This window comes from Rhodanobacter panaciterrae, assembly GCF_014651895.1.
GTDB classification, from domain to species: domain Bacteria; phylum Pseudomonadota; class Gammaproteobacteria; order Xanthomonadales; family Rhodanobacteraceae; genus Rhodanobacter; species Rhodanobacter panaciterrae.
The window spans coordinates 179,595-195,390 of record NZ_BMXT01000002.1; the positions used below are offsets into that span (position 1 = coordinate 179,595).

15 protein-coding genes and 1 other RNA gene are annotated in these 15,796 nt (G+C 60.9%); 12 read left to right on the top strand and 4 right to left on the bottom strand.

The genetic code is table 11. The features are described from left to right. Window positions 1-3: 3 nt before the first annotated feature. The 4 genes from rsmH to rsmI form a co-directional block, all read right to left on the bottom strand. Window positions 4-960, bottom strand: a complete 957-nt coding sequence (gene rsmH / locus IE071_RS10220; protein ID WP_189441107.1) for a 16S rRNA (cytosine(1402)-N(4))-methyltransferase RsmH — start codon at window positions 958-960, stop codon at window positions 4-6. Between the two features lie 42 nt (window positions 961-1,002). Continuing rightward, entirely contained in the window at window positions 1,003-1,449 is a 447-nt protein-coding gene (gene mraZ / locus IE071_RS10225) for a division/cell wall cluster transcriptional repressor MraZ (RefSeq protein WP_189441108.1), read from the bottom strand. Window positions 1,450-1,771: 322 nt separating this feature from the next. Then, window positions 1,772-2,138: RNase P RNA component class A (gene rnpB / locus IE071_RS10230), an RNA gene on the bottom strand. Window positions 2,139-2,165: 27 nt separating this feature from the next. Beyond that, window positions 2,166-2,993, bottom strand: a complete 828-nt coding sequence (rsmI, locus tag IE071_RS10235; RefSeq protein WP_189441109.1) for a 16S rRNA (cytidine(1402)-2'-O)-methyltransferase — start codon at window positions 2,991-2,993, stop codon at window positions 2,166-2,168. A gap of 81 nt (window positions 2,994-3,074) precedes the next feature. Here rsmI and IE071_RS10240 point away from each other — a divergent pair, with 81 nt between their 5' ends. From IE071_RS10240 to IE071_RS10295, 12 genes are all read left to right on the top strand, one after another. Next, window positions 3,075-4,994, top strand: a complete 1,920-nt coding sequence (locus IE071_RS10240) for a penicillin-binding protein activator (protein WP_189441110.1) — start codon at window positions 3,075-3,077, stop codon at window positions 4,992-4,994. Next, on the top strand, window positions 4,994-5,350 hold the full coding sequence (locus tag IE071_RS10245; RefSeq protein ID WP_189441111.1) for a YraN family protein: 357 nt from the start codon (window positions 4,994-4,996) through the stop codon (window positions 5,348-5,350). Before IE071_RS10240 ends, IE071_RS10245 begins: the two co-directional genes overlap by 1 nt. A 730-nt stretch (window positions 5,351-6,080) precedes the next feature. Continuing rightward, the gene (locus IE071_RS10250; RefSeq protein WP_229792855.1) at window positions 6,081-6,596 is read left to right on the top strand and encodes a toxin co-regulated pilus biosynthesis Q family protein; all 516 of its coding nucleotides are present in this window, start codon (window positions 6,081-6,083) and stop codon (window positions 6,594-6,596) included. Window positions 6,597-6,642: 46 nt separating this feature from the next. Continuing rightward, entirely contained in the window at window positions 6,643-7,515 is an 873-nt protein-coding gene (locus tag IE071_RS10255; RefSeq protein WP_189441112.1) for a VirB8 family type IV secretion system protein, read from the top strand. Next, the gene (locus IE071_RS10260; RefSeq protein WP_189441113.1) at window positions 7,512-8,279 is read left to right on the top strand and encodes a TrbG/VirB9 family P-type conjugative transfer protein; all 768 of its coding nucleotides are present in this window, start codon (window positions 7,512-7,514) and stop codon (window positions 8,277-8,279) included. The genes IE071_RS10255 and IE071_RS10260 overlap by 4 nt, the downstream gene beginning before the upstream one ends. Further along, entirely contained in the window at window positions 8,276-9,448 is a 1,173-nt protein-coding gene (locus IE071_RS10265; protein ID WP_189441114.1) for a TrbI/VirB10 family protein, read from the top strand. The genes IE071_RS10260 and IE071_RS10265 overlap by 4 nt, the downstream gene beginning before the upstream one ends. Before the next feature lie 36 nt (window positions 9,449-9,484). After that, the gene (gene virB11, locus IE071_RS10270; RefSeq protein WP_189441115.1) at window positions 9,485-10,516 is read left to right on the top strand and encodes a P-type DNA transfer ATPase VirB11; all 1,032 of its coding nucleotides are present in this window, start codon (window positions 9,485-9,487) and stop codon (window positions 10,514-10,516) included. Next, entirely contained in the window at window positions 10,517-11,500 is a 984-nt protein-coding gene (locus tag IE071_RS15980; RefSeq protein ID WP_425503446.1) for a lytic transglycosylase domain-containing protein, read from the top strand. It abuts the gene before it with no gap. A gap of 207 nt (window positions 11,501-11,707) precedes the next feature. After that, on the top strand, window positions 11,708-12,106 hold the full coding sequence (locus tag IE071_RS10280) for a TrbC/VirB2 family protein (RefSeq protein ID WP_189441116.1): 399 nt from the start codon (window positions 11,708-11,710) through the stop codon (window positions 12,104-12,106). Further along, window positions 12,099-12,407 carry a VirB3 family type IV secretion system protein gene (locus tag IE071_RS10285; RefSeq protein ID WP_072758507.1) on the top strand — a complete coding sequence of 103 codons (309 nt, stop codon included), beginning with the start codon at window positions 12,099-12,101 and terminating at the stop codon, window positions 12,405-12,407. Before IE071_RS10280 ends, IE071_RS10285 begins: the two co-directional genes overlap by 8 nt. A gap of 52 nt (window positions 12,408-12,459) precedes the next feature. Continuing rightward, window positions 12,460-14,937 carry a VirB4 family type IV secretion/conjugal transfer ATPase gene (locus IE071_RS10290; protein ID WP_189441117.1) on the top strand — a complete coding sequence of 826 codons (2,478 nt, stop codon included), beginning with the start codon at window positions 12,460-12,462 and terminating at the stop codon, window positions 14,935-14,937. Between the two features lie 34 nt (window positions 14,938-14,971). Next, window positions 14,972-15,760 carry a TrbJ/VirB5 family protein gene (locus IE071_RS10295; protein WP_189441118.1) on the top strand — a complete coding sequence of 263 codons (789 nt, stop codon included), beginning with the start codon at window positions 14,972-14,974 and terminating at the stop codon, window positions 15,758-15,760. Window positions 15,761-15,796: the final 36 nt, after the last annotated feature.

Here is a 15,796-nt window from a genome sequence, read left to right on the forward strand (position 1 = left end):
CCTTCATGCGCGGCCCTCGTGCAACGGCGTCTGCTCAAGCAGTTTCTCCGCCACGCGCAGCACGGCCGAGCGTGAGCGCGGATTGGTCGCCGTCTCAGCATCAGACGGAAACTGCGCTTTGCCGACCGCGACCAGACGCGCCGGCGCAGCCTGCACCGGCGGTCCCCGGCGGCTGTTATTCACGCGACCGGAGTGATCGCGGATGAACAGCTTCACCGCCCGATCTTCCAGCGAGTGAAAACTGATCACCGACAGCCGACCACCCGGCTTGAGCCGCTCCACCGCAGCATTCAGACCCTGCTGCAAGGCATCCAGCTCGCCGTTCACGCGGATGCGCAACGCCTGAAAACTGCGCGTGGCCGGATGCTTGCCCGGCTCGCGACGACCGACCACGCGCTCGATCAGCGCGGCCAACTGGCCGGTACGGGTGAATGGCGTAGTCTCACGATCGGCAACGATCGCGCGGGCGATACGCCGGCCGTGGCGCTCTTCGCCGAAACTCCACAGCACTTCGGTGATCTCGCGCTCACTGGCATGCGCCAGGAAATCGGCGGCGCTTTCGCCCTGGGTGGTGTCCATGCGCATGTCCAGCGGCGCATCGGCCATGAAGCTGAAGCCGCGCGCGGCTTCGTCCAGCTGCGGCGAGGACACGCCCAGATCGAGCAACACGCCGTCGAGGCCGGCGGCGGTTTCGTCCCACTCGGCCAGGCTGGAAAAATTGGCATGCCGGATCGACACGCGCGGGTCATCGGCAAATTCGGCTTGCGCCGTGGCGATCGCCGTGGGATCGCGATCCATCAACAGCAGCCGACCAGCGGGGCCGAGGCGCGACAGTACGGCGCGAGCGTGACCGCCGCGACCAAACGTTCCATCGAGATAGCGCCCGTCAGACTGCACGGACAAACCCTCCACCGCTTCACCCAGCATCACCGGGATGTGCCGCAACTGCTGCTCGGCCATGCCGCACTCCCGCTCCCGTCCCGCGTCTGTCGCTGCGCCCGTTTACAGGCGCAGTACGGCCATTTCGTCAGTGATCTCGTCTTCGCCGATGCTCTGGCGGATCTTGGCCAGATGGGCCTGTTCGCTCCACAGCTCGAACTTGTTGCCCATGCCCAGCAGCACCGCCTTCTTCTCGATACCCGCAGCGGCACGCTGACTGGCTGGCAGCAGCACCCGCGCCGCGCCATCCGGCTCGACCACGGCAGCGGCACCGACCAGCTTCATCTGCAGATCGCGATGGGCGGCCTTGACCTTGGGCAGCGCATTCACCTGATCGCGCACCTGTTCCCACTCGGCATACGGGAACAGCCAGAGGCAGCCCGACTCGAACGGGTTGTAGGTGATCACCAGACGATTGGCGCATTCGCCCGCCACCAACTCGCGATACGCGGTCGGAATGGCCAGGCGGCCCTTGTCGTCTACGGTGATGGCGGTTTCGCCCTGGAACACGATCGCTAGACTCCACTAAAACCCACGATTTCACACTGGAACCCACGATAGTCTCGCCCTGTGAGACTGTCAAGGGAATTTCGCTTGTGAATCAAGGAGAAAGGCGAAGTTGTGGCGGTAATTCCAGCGTTTTCTCACGAACCTTTGCAAGGTGTTTGAAAGCAAGGGATTTTTTGATTTTTAATCAATGCCACCACAGCGTCTGGCGAGGACAATTCGGGGTTGCCGACCGCATCGCGATGAACCAGCGTTCATCCGAACGCACTCCCACACATCACCACCGGCGTGGCTGCTTGCCGCGCCGGTGGTGAACTCATGAAAGAGGTGGAGTCGGCCTGTAAGCCGGGTTCTGTACGTCTTGCGACGCGACAGTCATTCCTCTCGGCCAGACGTCGCCGTCTGGCTCCAGCAACCTACCCGGGAACAACGCGGGCCGCGTTATCGTTCCCCTATTTGGTCTTGCTCCGAGTGGGGTTTACCGTGCCGTACGACGTTAGCCCCGTACGCGGTGCGCTCTTACCGCACCCTTTCACCCTTACCACGCACATCCGAAGATGCCGTTCGGCGGTCTGCTCTCTGTTGCACTGGCCGTCAGCTCACGCTGCCCAGGAGTTACCTGGCACTCTGCCCTATGGAGCCCGGACTTTCCTCGATGCACTTGCGTGCGACGCGACTGCCCGGCCGACTCCACCGCCAATTGTACTCCACGCGAGGTCTCAGCCCTCGTAGAGCAGTTTGCGCGGTGCGCCGGTGATCGCCGCGGCCATCTTCGCCGCCTTCGCCGGCGGCAGTTCCTCGCGCAGGATCGCGAAGATGCGCTGACCCTCGATCAGCTTCGCATCGGCCTCCTCGCCGCGGCCAGCCACTAGGATCACGCATTCGCCGCGCTGCTGGTCAGGATCGGCCGCGACCCGCGCGGCCAGTTCCGCCAACGGCTCACCCAGCACCGTCTCGAACATCTTCGTCAGCTCGCGCGCCAGCACGGCTTCACGCGCGAAACCGAAGACATCGCGCATGTCGGCCAGACTCTCGGCAACGCGATGCGACGACTCATAGAAGATGAGCGTGCGCGCATCACCAGCCAGCTCCTGCAAACGACTGCGTCGTGCGGCCGCCTTCGGCGGCAGAAATCCCTCGAATACAAACCGGTCGCTGGGCAACCCGGCCACCGACAACGCAGCAATCGCTGCGCAAGCACCCGGCACCGGAATGCAACGAATGCCTGCCGCACGCGCCGCGCGTACCAGACGAAAACCCGGGTCGCTGATCAAGGGCGTGCCCGCGTCGGAAATCAGCGCCACCGAATCGCCTGCCGTCATTCTGCGCACGATCGCATCCACTGCATCGCGCTCGTTGTGATCGTGCAGGGCGATCAGCGGCGTGTCGATATTGTGATGCACCAGCAGTGGCCGGCTGTGCCGGGTATCTTCGGCGGCGATCACCGCAACTTCACGCAAGGTCACGATGGCGCGGGCGGACAAATCGTCGCGATGACCGATTGGGGTGGCCACCACCCACAGACAACCTGGCTGAACTGCTGACATCGTCATACTCCTGCGCCGTGAGCCGGCAATCCGATCGGCTATGATCGCGCATTGACGACCATGACGAACAAGGGATCTCCCATGCGCCTCATGCGCCTCTCGCGCGCCGCCGCGACCGGACTGCTTTTTTCACTGGTTCTGGCCGCCTGCGTGCCGATGAACGCACCGCGCTCACCGGCCGAAATCGCCGCCGCGCAGAGCGCCGATGCGCTGGCACAGCAAGGTCAGTTCGCACAGGCCGCGCAAGCCTACCTGGCGCTGGCAGATCAATCTCGTGGTCATGCCGACAGTTATCGTTTGCAGGCCGCCGAAGCCTGGCGACAGGAAGGCCAGATCGAGCGTGCCGCGCCGATTCTCGCCAGCATCAAGCGACAACACCTGAGCGACGATGAACCACTGCGTCTCGACCTGCTGCAGGCCGAACTCGCACTCGACCAGCACGACGCAGCTACGGCACTGCGGCTCACCACCCAGCCGAATGTCACGGTACCGGCTGCGCTACAGCTGCGCCTGCTGGAACTGCGCTCGCGCGCGATGGTGGCCAGCGGCGACGACTGGGGTGCCGCACGCACCCGTGTGCAGATGGACGATCAGTTGAGCGGTTTCGATCACGCACAGAATCGCCAGCAGATCCTCGACCTCCTCAACAAGCTCGGCGTCGATCCGCTCAAGCAGCGCGCCGCCGCGATGAAACCCGGTGACCTCATGTTGCCCTGGGTCAACGAGGCGCTGACTCGACTCGGCGTGGTCGTGGCGCAGCCGCAACCGGAATTGCAGCAACCGGTCGGCACCCTGCTGCCGGGCGCCAATGCCAATGTGCGCGAAGGCTACAAGGTGCCGGCCCAAGTCGCCCTGCTGTTGCCCAGCGACGGCAATTACGCGGCGGCGAGCACATCGATCCGCGAAGGTTTCTTCGCGGCCTATCTCGATGCCGGGCGCAACCATGCCCCGCGCCCGTCGGTGCGCGTCTACGACAGCAAGGGCACCAGCGACGGTGCGATCAAGGCGTATCAGCAAGCGGTCCACGATGGCGCCAAGCTGGTGGTCGGTCCGCTCACTCGCGGCGAAGTCGCCGCGGTATTCGGCCAAGCGCAATTGCCGGTGCCGGTGCTGGCGTTGAATCATCCCGACGACAAGCAACTGCCGTCCGGTGATGCCAGCGAATTCGGCCTGCTGCCGGAGACCGAAGGCGCCCAGGCCGCCGACCACATGGTCGAGCGTGGCCTGCGTCAGGTTTACGTACTGATTTCCAACGACGACTTCGCCCAGCGTGCCGCCGGCGCCTTCAAGGCCGAGCTGGCCGCTCGTGGTGGTCAACTCCTCGGCACGATCACCTTGCCAGCCGGCGCGACCAGTTACGCCGACACCATCGCCAGTCTGCACATCCCCACATCCGCGCCAGCCGCCACCACTACCGCCGACACCAGCACGGCACCGGCCAGCGCCGCTCCCGCCGACACCGGCATCTTCATCAGCATGCGCCCGGTGCAGGCCCGCGTGCTGTTGCCGCAACTGCGCATCGCGCAGATCAACCTGCCGGTGATCGCCACCTCGCACGTCTACGAAGGCAACGACGACGCCTCGGCCAATCGCGACCTCGATGGCGTGGAATTCTGCGACGCGCCGTGGTTGTTCAACGCCCAGCCGGGTCTGCCGAACCATGACGACATCGCCGCCCAGCTATCGTCGGCCCGCGGTGGTGGCGCGCGACTGTTCGCATTCGGCATGGATGCATGGAGCCTGGTGCCGTACCTCGACTGGCTGCGCGCGCATCCGGGAAGCTACGTGCCCGGCGCCAGCGGCCAGCTCACCGCCGATCAGTTCGGCCGCGTGCGCCGCGTGCTGATCTGGGCACAATTCCAGGATGGCCTGGCGCACCCGCTGAGCGGCAACCTGCAGACCGACGACATGCCAGCCGGCAGCCCGCCCACAGACAACACGCCGGCATCCGCCACCAGCAGCAATACACCTGCCGACGCCAACCAGCTCATCAACCACTGATGCGCGCCGCCGGCGACGTCTTCGAGCAGCGCGCCCGCGCCGAACTCGAACGCGCCGGCCTAACCTGCCTGGCTCACAATTACAGCACACGCTACGGCGAGCTGGATCTGGTGATGCGCGACGGCGACACCATCGTCTTCGTCGAGGTGCGCTACCGCAAGAGTGCCAGCCACGGCGACGCGGCCACCTCGGTCACTACCAGCAAACAGGCCAAACTGATTCTCGCCGCTCAACACTGGCTGGCCGCACATCCACAATACGCACGCCATGCATGTCGCTTCGATGTGATCAGCTACGACGGGCCCGTCAACGCCATCCGGTACAAGTGGCTGCGAGGTGCATTCGAGGCAAGTTGATACAACGTATCTGTGCTCCCTTGAAACCTCAGTCGTCGCATTTCGTGCCACCTTGATTTGAAAGATCCAGGCGCACGACGACTTGTGCCGTCGCCTTTAACTGACATCCTTCTCGTGATGACGAGTCGCCCCACGACACCATGTCGGCGCGTAACTACATTATTGCAGCGCGCTTCAACGGCCGTCTGTAAGCAAACGCCTACCTCTCCGCATAGATGTGTGTCTTATATTTGTGACTCAAATTTGAGACGCAATCGGCGCAAATGTCACTGGCTGCGTGAAAGAATTTTCGCACCGACATGACGGAATCTTGCGGCAACGCCAGAGGCACCAAGCTCGACACGCAAATCTAAAGTGCAGCTTTTTCGTCGACCACCAGTCGACGATGAATCAAGTTCAGGGAAAGCGGTTGCGCGCTCTGCACAGGGGACTCGAATGGATTCGAACGACTCACGTACGGGAATTTGTTTCCCACTCTGCCATCACGGCGAGACAGAGGATCACATCCGACATCGTCGGCCGATTCCGCTGCACTCTGTTGCAATCACCACAACGCACGACTCACCTGCCACGCACTGTCTGTAATGACGGTGACTTTGGCGTGCCTGACGATTTTCTGATGCGGCGAGGAATCAGATTTTTGACGGCGACAGATTGAACATCTCTTGGCCTATGCAAGCGACGACACGCATCGGTTCGGCGGCGATAGGAACACTCAGGTTCTTGGCTCATGGTGACAATTCAACTACTCGATGCGGAAAAAACTGTGGACACGAAGCTCCGGAATCACGCCCTCAGAGGCAGCCTGATCATTGCGATCATCGCTTTGACAGGATGTGGAACCCCAGCAGCCAAAAACTTCGGCGGCAGCTGGAAACCGGTGAATCAATTTCGGCAACAGCCCACTGAAATACCGTTGACCGCAGCCTATACGTTCTATGCGGCGCCAATGGATGAGACGCTCAAGACCATGCTTACCCGGTGGGCGCGCGACTCGGGGCGAGAGTTGTCATATCAGCTTCCCTTTGACGTCACCCTTTACACACCGGTGTCGAGCATTCGCACCACCGATCTTGATAGTGCGGCCCAACAGCTGACGACAATCTATGCCGCGCAGCATGTGTATGTCTCCGCGACCGATCGAAAGATATTGGTGCTCCCATCCAGCACCGTCAGCAGCAGCACGACCGACGTGGAAGCTGCACCTGCATCGTCGCCACCCGCCAAACCGACAGGCAGCAAATGAAAAGGGAATTTATCAAGCTACCGCGCAGCAGGGCAGGCATTCGCTGATGTTGAACACGAAATCATCCAGTCGAAAAGTCGACGAAGCAGTCTCCAGGTCCGTCAATTTCGAGCTGACCATCGCTGATATCGCCAGACGCAGTGAGCGGCGCGCGTGGTGGGTGGCATTTACGGCCATAGCGATGGCGCTGATTCTTGCCGGCGGCTACTTCTACATGCTTCCGCTCAAGCAAAAAGTTCCGTATCTCGTCATGGCAGATGCCTATACCGGCACCGCCACGGTCGCACGTCTGGACGGTGATTTCGCCATGCGCGGGATAACTACCCGTGAGGCAGTGAACCGCAGCAATGTCGCTCACTTCGTGCTGGCCAGAGAGTCCTACGATTTGACCCTGGTGAATTTGCGCGACTGGAAAACCGTGCAGACCATGGCTTCCGCCGGGGTCAAGGCGGAATACACCGCGATGTTCTCCTCAACCAACCCGGACAGCTGGATCAAGCGGTACGGCAAGGATCAGTCCATTCGCGTCAAGCTGCTCAGCATCCAGCTGGTTGGCGGCGGCGAAGGCATGACACCACGCGGCGCCACTGTGCGTTTCCAGCGCAGTCTTTTCAATAAATCGAACGGCGCCAGCCGTCCCCTCGACAACAAGATCGCCACGATCGAGTTCACCTACAAACAGAATCTGGAAATGGACGACCAGAATCGGATTGAGAATCCACTGGGATTCTGGGTAACCAGTTATCGCGTGGACGACGACTACGCTACCGCGCCACCAGCAGAAATTCCCGGGCCTCCCGTTACCTCGCAAGCCACCATGCCGGTGTCCGCCGCTCCTGCGATCCCGGCGACCACAGCCGCAGCGATGTCAGCCCCGACAACGTCTACCGATTCCGCCACGGGAGCGGCTCGCCCATGAAACGATCAAGCCTCTGGTGTCTTGGATCCATCCTGTGTATTGCCGCTGCCGTTGCACCAACCATGGCGGCGGAGCAGGTGCTGACGCGCTATCAATTCAAGCCCGACAGCATCTATCCAGTGAACACGGGCTTGGGTATCACCACCCAGATCGAACTCAGCCCCAACGAGAAAATACTCGATTACAGCACCGGCTTCAGCGGCGGCTGGGACCTCACTCGCCGTGAAAACGTGTTCTACCTGAAGCCAAAGAACGTGGATGTGGACACCAACATGATGGTGCGCACCGCAACACACTCCTACATCTTCGAACTCAAAGTCGTGGCGACGGATTGGAAAACCCTGGCGCAGGCTCGCCGCGATGGCGTGCAGTACAAGATCGCCTTCAACTACCCGGCTGACACCAGCTTCGCCAACGAAAAGAAAAAACAGCTGCAGGCTGCAGCGCAAGACAGCAACCTGCTACCTGATCGCAGCTACAACTTCGACTACGACTACGCCACCAAAAGCAAAGCGGCCCCATGGCTGGTCCCCGCCAACGTCTACGACGATGGTCGCTTTACGTACATCAAGATGAGCGACCTGAAGGCCTTCCCGACTGGCGATTTTCCGGCCATCTACATGCGTGAGCAGGAGCACAGCGAAGACTCGCTGGTGAATACCACCGTGGAAGGCAACACCATCGTCGTCCACGGCACTTACAACTATCTGGTCATCCGCCACGGCAACGACGTCGTGGGCCTGCGCAGGAATACCAAAAAGTGAATACTCCCCAGTACCCCGAAGACGAGCGCACAGGCAACGATCCGGCGCAGACCGCCGCGCGCGGCCAGAACGAGACCATTCACAACAACCCTTACGCCAACCAGTACCAGCGCAGCGCCGAACCCGATCTCGATGCCAACGCGCCCGAGTTGCGCAGCAATGAACTGCGCCAGATGAACCGCCGCGCGCTGCTCTTGTTGGGCGCCGTGGTGTTGCTGCTGTTGTTCCTGGCTTTTTGGCTGATCAGCGGCGTGGGCAAAAAAAGTGAGCCATCCAAACCACGCGAGGAAAAGGTAACCGTGGCCGAGGCGCCTCTCGCCCAGCCGCAGCTGCCCTCCGCTCCGGTGCCGCAGCCGCAGCCAGCGCCCCAACCCATTCCACTGTTGCCAGCACCAACGCCAGCGCCGAACAGACAGATGCTGGCGCCGAGCGGCCCCACTTTGCTGCAGCGCCGACTCGCCGCAAGCAGTGACGACACTGGCGCCAGCGATTCCGGGGCGCTGGCTGCAACCCAGCAGTCGCTCGGAAAGAAGCTCCCTGGCGATGCCGATTCGGCTCCCACCAGTGCACAGCCGCTAACCCATCCGGATACCTTGATGCAGCGCGGAACCTACATCCGCTGCGTGCTCGAAACACGCATCATTTCAGACATTCCCGGCTTCAGTACCTGCCTGGTCACCGAGCCGGTCTACTCCTTCAACGGTCACACCTTGCTGCTGCCGAAAGGCTCCAAGCTGTTGGGCAGCTACAGCGGCGGCCCCACTGGCGATCGGGAAGCGGTGATCTGGGATCGCATCATCACGCCCACCGGTATCGACGTGAACATGTCCAGCCCTGGCATCGACAACCTCGGCGGCGCCGGCGTGCCCGGTTACTACGATGCTCACTGGGGCAAGCGCATCGGTTCGGCCCTGCTGATCAGTCTGCTCAGCGATGCCTTCAAATACGAAGCGGCCGAGCATGGACCCCGAACCACCAGCATCAGCAACGGCGTCGTGACCCAGACACCGTTCGAAAGCAACACCGCTCAAACCATCCAGAACCTGGCCAATCAGGCCGTTCGCGAAGCCGCCAACCGCCCGCCGACGGTCACCATCAACCAGGGCACCGTCATCTACGTCTATGTGACCAAGGACGTGGACTTCAGCGGCGTGGTTGCGCGCTCCTGATCTGGAATAGCGAAAAGGCACCTGACTCATATAGCCATGGAAGACGTCACCACCCACATCTCGAATGACTTTCTCGACTACCAGTACGAGGTGCTGGGCGTGCGCGAATACATGGCCTCCCCCGAGGTCACCGAGATCTGCATCAACCGCCCCGGCGAGCTGTACCTGGAAACTCGTGGCAGTTGGCAGCGGGTGGACGTGCCTTCGCTCACCTTCGAGCGAGCACGACAGTTCTGCACCGCCGTGATCAACGAGAGCAACACCGGTCAACGCATTACCGACGTGGATCCGGTGGTATCGCTGACCTTTCCCACCGGCCAGCGCGCGCAGTTTGTGATTCCACCAGCCTGCGAGGCCGGCTTCGTCTCGATCACCATCCGGCTACCGTCCAAACAGCTCAAGACGCTGGAGCAGTACGAAAGCGACGGATTTTTCGACGAGATCGTGGAAATCAGTCACGGCCTCAGCGAGCTGGATAGCAAACTGCTGGAACTGCGCGCGGCGCGACGCTACGCCGAGTTCTTTCGCCAAGCCGTACTCGGCAAGAAAAACATCGTGGTCTCCGGCGCCACCGGTAGCGGCAAAACCACCTTCATGAAATCCCTGGTCAACCACATCCCTGCCGATGAACGGCTGGTCACCATCGAAGACGCGCGCGAGCTCTTTATCGAGCAGCCCAACGTGGTGCACCTGCTGTACTCCAAGGGTGGCCAGAGCGCCAGCAACGTCACCGCCAAAAGCTGCATGGAAGCCTGCCTGCGGATGAAGCCCGACCGCATCATCCTGGCGGAACTGCGTGGCGATGAATCCTTCTACTTCATTCGCAACTGCGCCTCGGGCCACCCCGGCTCCATCACCAGTTGCCACTCCGGCAGCACCGAGCAGACCTGGGACCAGCTCGCGCTGATGGTCAAGGCGTCTACCGAGGGTGCCGGGCTGGAGTTCAACACGATCAAGCGTCTGCTGAAGATGACCATCGACATCGTGGTGCACATCAAGGCACACGGCGGACGTCGCTGCATCACCGGCATCGATTTCAATCCTCAACGCAGCCACGAGGAGCATTGAATGTTGCCCGGAATGGAAATGCTGGCCTGTCCCAACCTCGCCGTCTCGCCCGAGGTGATGCAACACATCGTGCACGTCGAATCCAGCGCCAACCCCTACGCCATCGGCGTCGTAGGCGGTCAACTGGAACGCCAGCCCAAGAACCTCGCCGAGGCGCTTGCCACCGTGCAGATGCTCGACACCAAGGGTTACAACTTTTCAGTGGGCCTGGCCCAGGTCAACCGCGCCAACCTGGGCCGTTACGGACTCGATTCGTACCAGAAGGCGTTCAGCGCCTGCGCCAACCTGTCCGCCGGCGCGCATATCCTCGCCGACTGCCATGCCAGCGCACACGGCGACTGGGGCAAAGCCTTCAGCTGCTACTACTCGGGCAACTTCACCACGGGATTTCGCGACGGCTACGTGCAGAAGGTTTACGCCTCGATCAATCGAGAGGCCAACGAGCCAGGAAAAGTGATGCCGGCCTCGGTGCCTGCAGAGGCCATTGCGCTGCGCTCGCAACCAACGGCGCCAGCAGCAGAGGCACCCACGCGCGCAACCGATCTCAAAACCGTCACCGTCTACGCTCCCGGCAGCTCCAACTATCGCGTCGCCTTGCGCAGCATGGCGATAGACGCAGCCGCGGCGGCCACGGTGCCCGCGATCGTCGCTGCGATCAGCCACTCTACGCCCGCAAACGCAGCCACTCCCTCGGACTCGCCGGCGATCAGTCCCATCGGCGCGAGCACCAGCCAAACCGCGCCAGCAGCGCCGGGCCCGGCAGATGCCTTACTTGCACCGACCTCGCCCGCCATCAACCAGACACCCGCTGCACCGTCGAACGACACAGTATTCGTTCCCAAGGTTCGTGGCCCCAACGATTTGCCCGACCCCACTACACCCGCTGATTCGACTCCGGCCATAACCCAGACAACATCCTCCAGCACAGGCGCAGATCGCGCCGACCTCCGCCAGGAGCAGCGCGATGCCGCTTTCGTCTTCTGACATAACCCGGTCCCTGCCCAAGCCGGCGGTTTTGCTTTTATCCGGCGCGCACCTCGGTGCGCGTTGCCCTGGCCTCACGGCCATCCAAATGTCGCGGGGCAACCCGGGACATAACGCAGCACGCAACGCCGCCCAAGGCGGCCAACCCTGAACCGGCTGTCGCCACCTGTCTGGCGTACTGCTTCAACTATCGACAAGGAAACTCAGATGGCTATCCACTCGACCGGCAACGAAAGCATTCTGCACTCTCAGCGCACGCGGCTTTTCATGATCATGTGCATCATGGCCTTTGTCGTGCTTCCCGGCCTTGCTTTCGCGCAGGATGCAGGTGCGACTATCGATACGACCTGCGGTTTCGCATCGAATGTTCAGAAAATCCTCAACGCGTTGTCCATCGTTGTCGTCACCATCGCGGTGATTTTCTCCGGCTATCAGATTGCCTTCGCACACAAACGCATTGGCGATGTGGCGCCCGTCATGATCGGCGCCATCCTGATCGGCGCTGCGGGTCAAATCGCCAATATGTTCCTGAAGCCAAGCGCGGGAACGGATGCCTGCAAGGCAACTACGAGCCTGATCACGCACATCATCACCAACTATGTATAAAAACCCGCTATTTCGCGGCTGCACCCGCCCACCGATGTTCATGGGTGTGCCTTACATACCTTTTTTCATGGGTGCAGGCGGGTGCTTTCTGCTGGCGGTGTACACCAACTTCTTCTACTTGCTGCTGCTTCCGGTAGTGATCTTCATCATGCGGCAGATGGCCCGCCGCGACGAGATGATCTTTCGGCTGCTTGGCCTGCGTCTGCAGTTCCGTACGCGGGTAAGAAACCTGGGCGACAACGACGGTATGTGGGTGTTTACCCCCAACAGCCATCGCGGTCAGGGCAAGGACAAATCGTAGTTTTCCCAGATGCCCTGATCGCAAGATCGGGGCATCATCTCGGACTCGAACCATGGCTAAACCCAGCTTTAGACCCGACACCCCCATCGCCGAATTCCTGCCGCTGTCCACGCACGTGTCGCCCACAGTGCTGAAGACTACCGACGGGGATTTTCTGCTGGTATGGCGCCTCGGCGGACTGCCGTTTGTGGGTCGCGAAGAGTGGGAAATCGAGCATCGCCACAACACCTTCAACCGCCTGCTGCAGACACTGCGGGCGCCCGACTTTGTCAACGTCGCGTTCTGGGTACACGACGTGCGCCGGCGCCGTCGTTTGACCGACCACAGCCACTTCGGCCAAAGCTTCAACCAGCAGATGTCGGACAGCTACTACGAAGCCTTGTCCGCGCAGAAGCTCATGCAAAACGAGCTATATCTGACCATGATGTATCGACCCATCGTGAGCGGCAAACGTTTCGCGGAAAAGTCCAGCGATGTCGGTCGGCTGGAGTCTCAGCAGCAAGACGCGGTGAATACCATCCTGGAGTTGGCCGGCAACGTGGAGGCTGTACTCAAGGACTATGCGCCCTATCGTCTTGGCATGTACGAGGCCAACAATGGCGTTGTGTTCTCCGAAGCATTGGAGCTCTACGGCTACTTGCTCAATCGCATCGATGAGCCGGTACCGGTGCTCGATGCGGCCGTCTACAACTACCTGGCAGTAAGCAAGCAGCGCTTCTCGGCCAAGACCGGTGATTTCGTGATCACCACGCCCGAAGGCAAGAACCATTTCGGTGCCCTTCTCAACATCAAGGAATATACCGATGGCACCTATCCCGGCATCCTCAATGGCCTGAAGTACCTGGATTTCGAATATGTCATCACCCACTCCTTCAGTCCCATGGGCCGCCAAGACGCGCTCAAGGCGCTGGACCGCACCAAGGGCATGATGGTCTCCTCGGGCGACAAGGCCTTCAGCCAGATCGCCGAGCTCGATCACGCGATGGACCAGCTCGCCTCCGGCAACTTCGTGCTGGGCGAATACCACTTCTCCATGGCCATCTACGCACCCAGCCAAGAGGCGCTTTCCCAACAGATTGCGACCACTCGGGCGGAGCTTTCCAACGCCGGCTTTGTCTCGGTCAAGGAAGACCTGGCCGTCACCGCCGCGTTCTACGCCCAATTCCCGGGCAACTGGAAATACCGCACCCGCTTGGCCAACGTCAGCTCGCTCAACTTCCTGGGCCTGTCCCCACTGCACAATTTCGCCACCGGCAAGAAAGAAAACAATCCCTGGGGCGACTGCGTCACTACCTTGCAGACCACCAATGGGCAGGCGTACTACTTCAACTTTCACGCCACCCATCCGGCGGAAAATTCGCTGGGCGAAAAGGCCATCGCCAACACCATGGTCATCGGCAAGTCCGGTACCGGCAAAACCGCGCTGATCAACTTCCTGCTCAGTCAGGTGCAAAAGCTTCAACCCTCGCCCACCATTTTCTTCTTCGACAAGGACCGCGGCGCGGAGATCTTCGTGCGTGCCTGCGGCGGCAATTACCTGGCACTGGAAAACGGCAAGCCCACCGGCTTCAACCCGTTCCAGTGCGAGCGCACCGAGGCCAACGCGCAGTTCCTGGCCGAGCTGGTGAAAGTGATGGTGGGCAAGAGCGTCTACAGTTCGCGCGAGGAAGAAGACATCTTCCGTGCGGTCGAGAACATGCTCGACACACCCATGCACCTACGCACCATGACCAACTTCCAGAAGAGCCTGCCCAACATGGGTGACGACGGCCTCTTCATCCGCATGCGCAAGTGGACCGCCGGCAATTCGCTCGGATGGGTGTTCGACAACCCAGTCGACACCATCGACCTGGAAAAAGCCAACATCATCGGTTTCGACTACACCGAGCTGATCGACAACCCTGAAGCGCGCGTGCCAGTCATCAACTACCTCCTGCACAAACTGGAGGCGCTGATTGACGGCCGCCCGCTCATCTATGTGATGGACGAGTTCTGGAAAATCCTCGATGGCAAGGGCGGGCTCAAGGAGTTCGCCAAGAATAAGCAGAAAACCATCCGCAAGCAGAACGGCCTCGGCATCTTCGCCACCCAAAGTCCCGAAGACGCGCTGGCTAGCGACATCGCTGCGGCCCTGATCGAACAGACAGCCACGATGATTCTGCTGCCCAACCCCAATGCGAGTCGCGAGGACTACGTCGGTGGGCTGAAGCTGACAGACGCCGAGTACCAGGTCGTTGTAAGTTTGGACGAACGCTCACGCTGCTTCCTGGTCAAGCAAGGCCACGCAAGTGCGGTTTGCCAATTGAACCTGCGCGGCATGGACGATGCACTGGCCGTGATCTCAGCCTCCACCGACAACATCGAGATCATGCACGAGGTGCTGTCGCAGCGGGCCGCGATTGAAGGTGTAGCTGTCGATGCACTCAGTCCGGAGCAATGGCTCAACGATTTTTATGACAGCCGCAAGGGTAGCGGCAAACGCAAGCCTGAGCAGCCAACACCACGCTCTTCGCGCGCGGCAGCCAACTGAGCTAAACCAAGCTTACTTACGTGAGGAATTCGCCATGCAAAAGACAAACCCGGGAAAATCGAAGACTCGCCGTCTTTCGGACAAGATAACAGCCTCCATTCTCGCGCTCACTTGCGCATTCGCCTTCAGCAGCGTCAGTGCGCAGGTGCTCGTTGCGAGCCCATCCATCACCGCAGGTATCACCGCATCAAACCATGCGGATTCTGCTTTGAGTTATGCCCGGCAGGGACTGGAATACGCAAAACAGCTGCAGCAATACGAAACACAGCTGCTGCAATACGAACAAATGATCATGAAGGTAAAGGGTCTCGGCACAAACGTATCGATAATCCCTAACCACCTGCAGCAGATTAGCGACCCTTCAACCCTTATCGCTCAGAACTGCCCAGGCTCGTCCGGCGGCTCGGTGGTCGGTAGCGTGGTGACCTCCATTGCATCCGCCTTCAGTCCCGGGGATTCGATCACGATGAGTCAGCAAACGATCTGCGCCAAGATCGTCACGCTTCAGGTCGACAAGTACAACAAGACCGTCATCGTTCTCAACGAGCTCAACCAGTACGGCGGCACATTGCAGCAGCTCAATGACCTGGCCAATCAAATAACCAATGTTGGCAACGCCAGCAATACCACTTCGCAAGCGGAGACAGTCAGCGCCACCATGGCGCGCAGCATGCATGACTGGGAAACCTCGGTAGCCGGGGACGACCGCCTTATCGAAGCACTCAACCAGCAACAGCAGATTCTTGCCAAGGTCGCGATGAACGGCAGTCCCTTGGGCAATGTGGTGCAAGGCGCGGCATTCGCGCTGGCATTTCGCAAGTGACACAAACTCAGGCCTGAAAGCAGGCCTGATGCAGCG

Excerpts from the sequence above, each read along its gene's own strand:
- rsmH (WP_189441107.1), bottom strand. The coding sequence starts at position 960 with ATGGCCGAGCAGCAGTTGCGGCACATCCCGGTGATGCTGGGTGAAGCG.
- rsmI (WP_189441109.1), bottom strand. The coding sequence starts at position 2,993 with ATGTCAGCAGTTCAGCCAGGTTGTCTGTGGGTGGTGGCCACCCCAATC.
- IE071_RS10240 (WP_189441110.1), top strand. The coding sequence starts at position 3,075 with ATGCGCCTCATGCGCCTCTCGCGCGCCGCCGCGACCGGACTGCTTTTT.
- IE071_RS10245 (WP_189441111.1), top strand. The coding sequence starts at position 4,994 with ATGCGCGCCGCCGGCGACGTCTTCGAGCAGCGCGCCCGCGCCGAACTC.
- IE071_RS10250 (WP_229792855.1), top strand. The coding sequence starts at position 6,081 with ATGGTGACAATTCAACTACTCGATGCGGAAAAAACTGTGGACACGAAG.
- IE071_RS10255 (WP_189441112.1), top strand. The coding sequence starts at position 6,643 with ATGTTGAACACGAAATCATCCAGTCGAAAAGTCGACGAAGCAGTCTCC.
- IE071_RS10260 (WP_189441113.1), top strand. The coding sequence starts at position 7,512 with ATGAAACGATCAAGCCTCTGGTGTCTTGGATCCATCCTGTGTATTGCC.
- virB11 (WP_189441115.1), top strand. The coding sequence starts at position 9,485 with ATGGAAGACGTCACCACCCACATCTCGAATGACTTTCTCGACTACCAG.
- IE071_RS15980 (WP_425503446.1), top strand. The coding sequence starts at position 10,517 with ATGTTGCCCGGAATGGAAATGCTGGCCTGTCCCAACCTCGCCGTCTCG.
- IE071_RS10280 (WP_189441116.1), top strand. The coding sequence starts at position 11,708 with ATGGCTATCCACTCGACCGGCAACGAAAGCATTCTGCACTCTCAGCGC.
- IE071_RS10285 (WP_072758507.1), top strand. The coding sequence starts at position 12,099 with ATGTATAAAAACCCGCTATTTCGCGGCTGCACCCGCCCACCGATGTTC.
- IE071_RS10290 (WP_189441117.1), top strand. The coding sequence starts at position 12,460 with ATGGCTAAACCCAGCTTTAGACCCGACACCCCCATCGCCGAATTCCTG.
- IE071_RS10295 (WP_189441118.1), top strand. The coding sequence starts at position 14,972 with ATGCAAAAGACAAACCCGGGAAAATCGAAGACTCGCCGTCTTTCGGAC.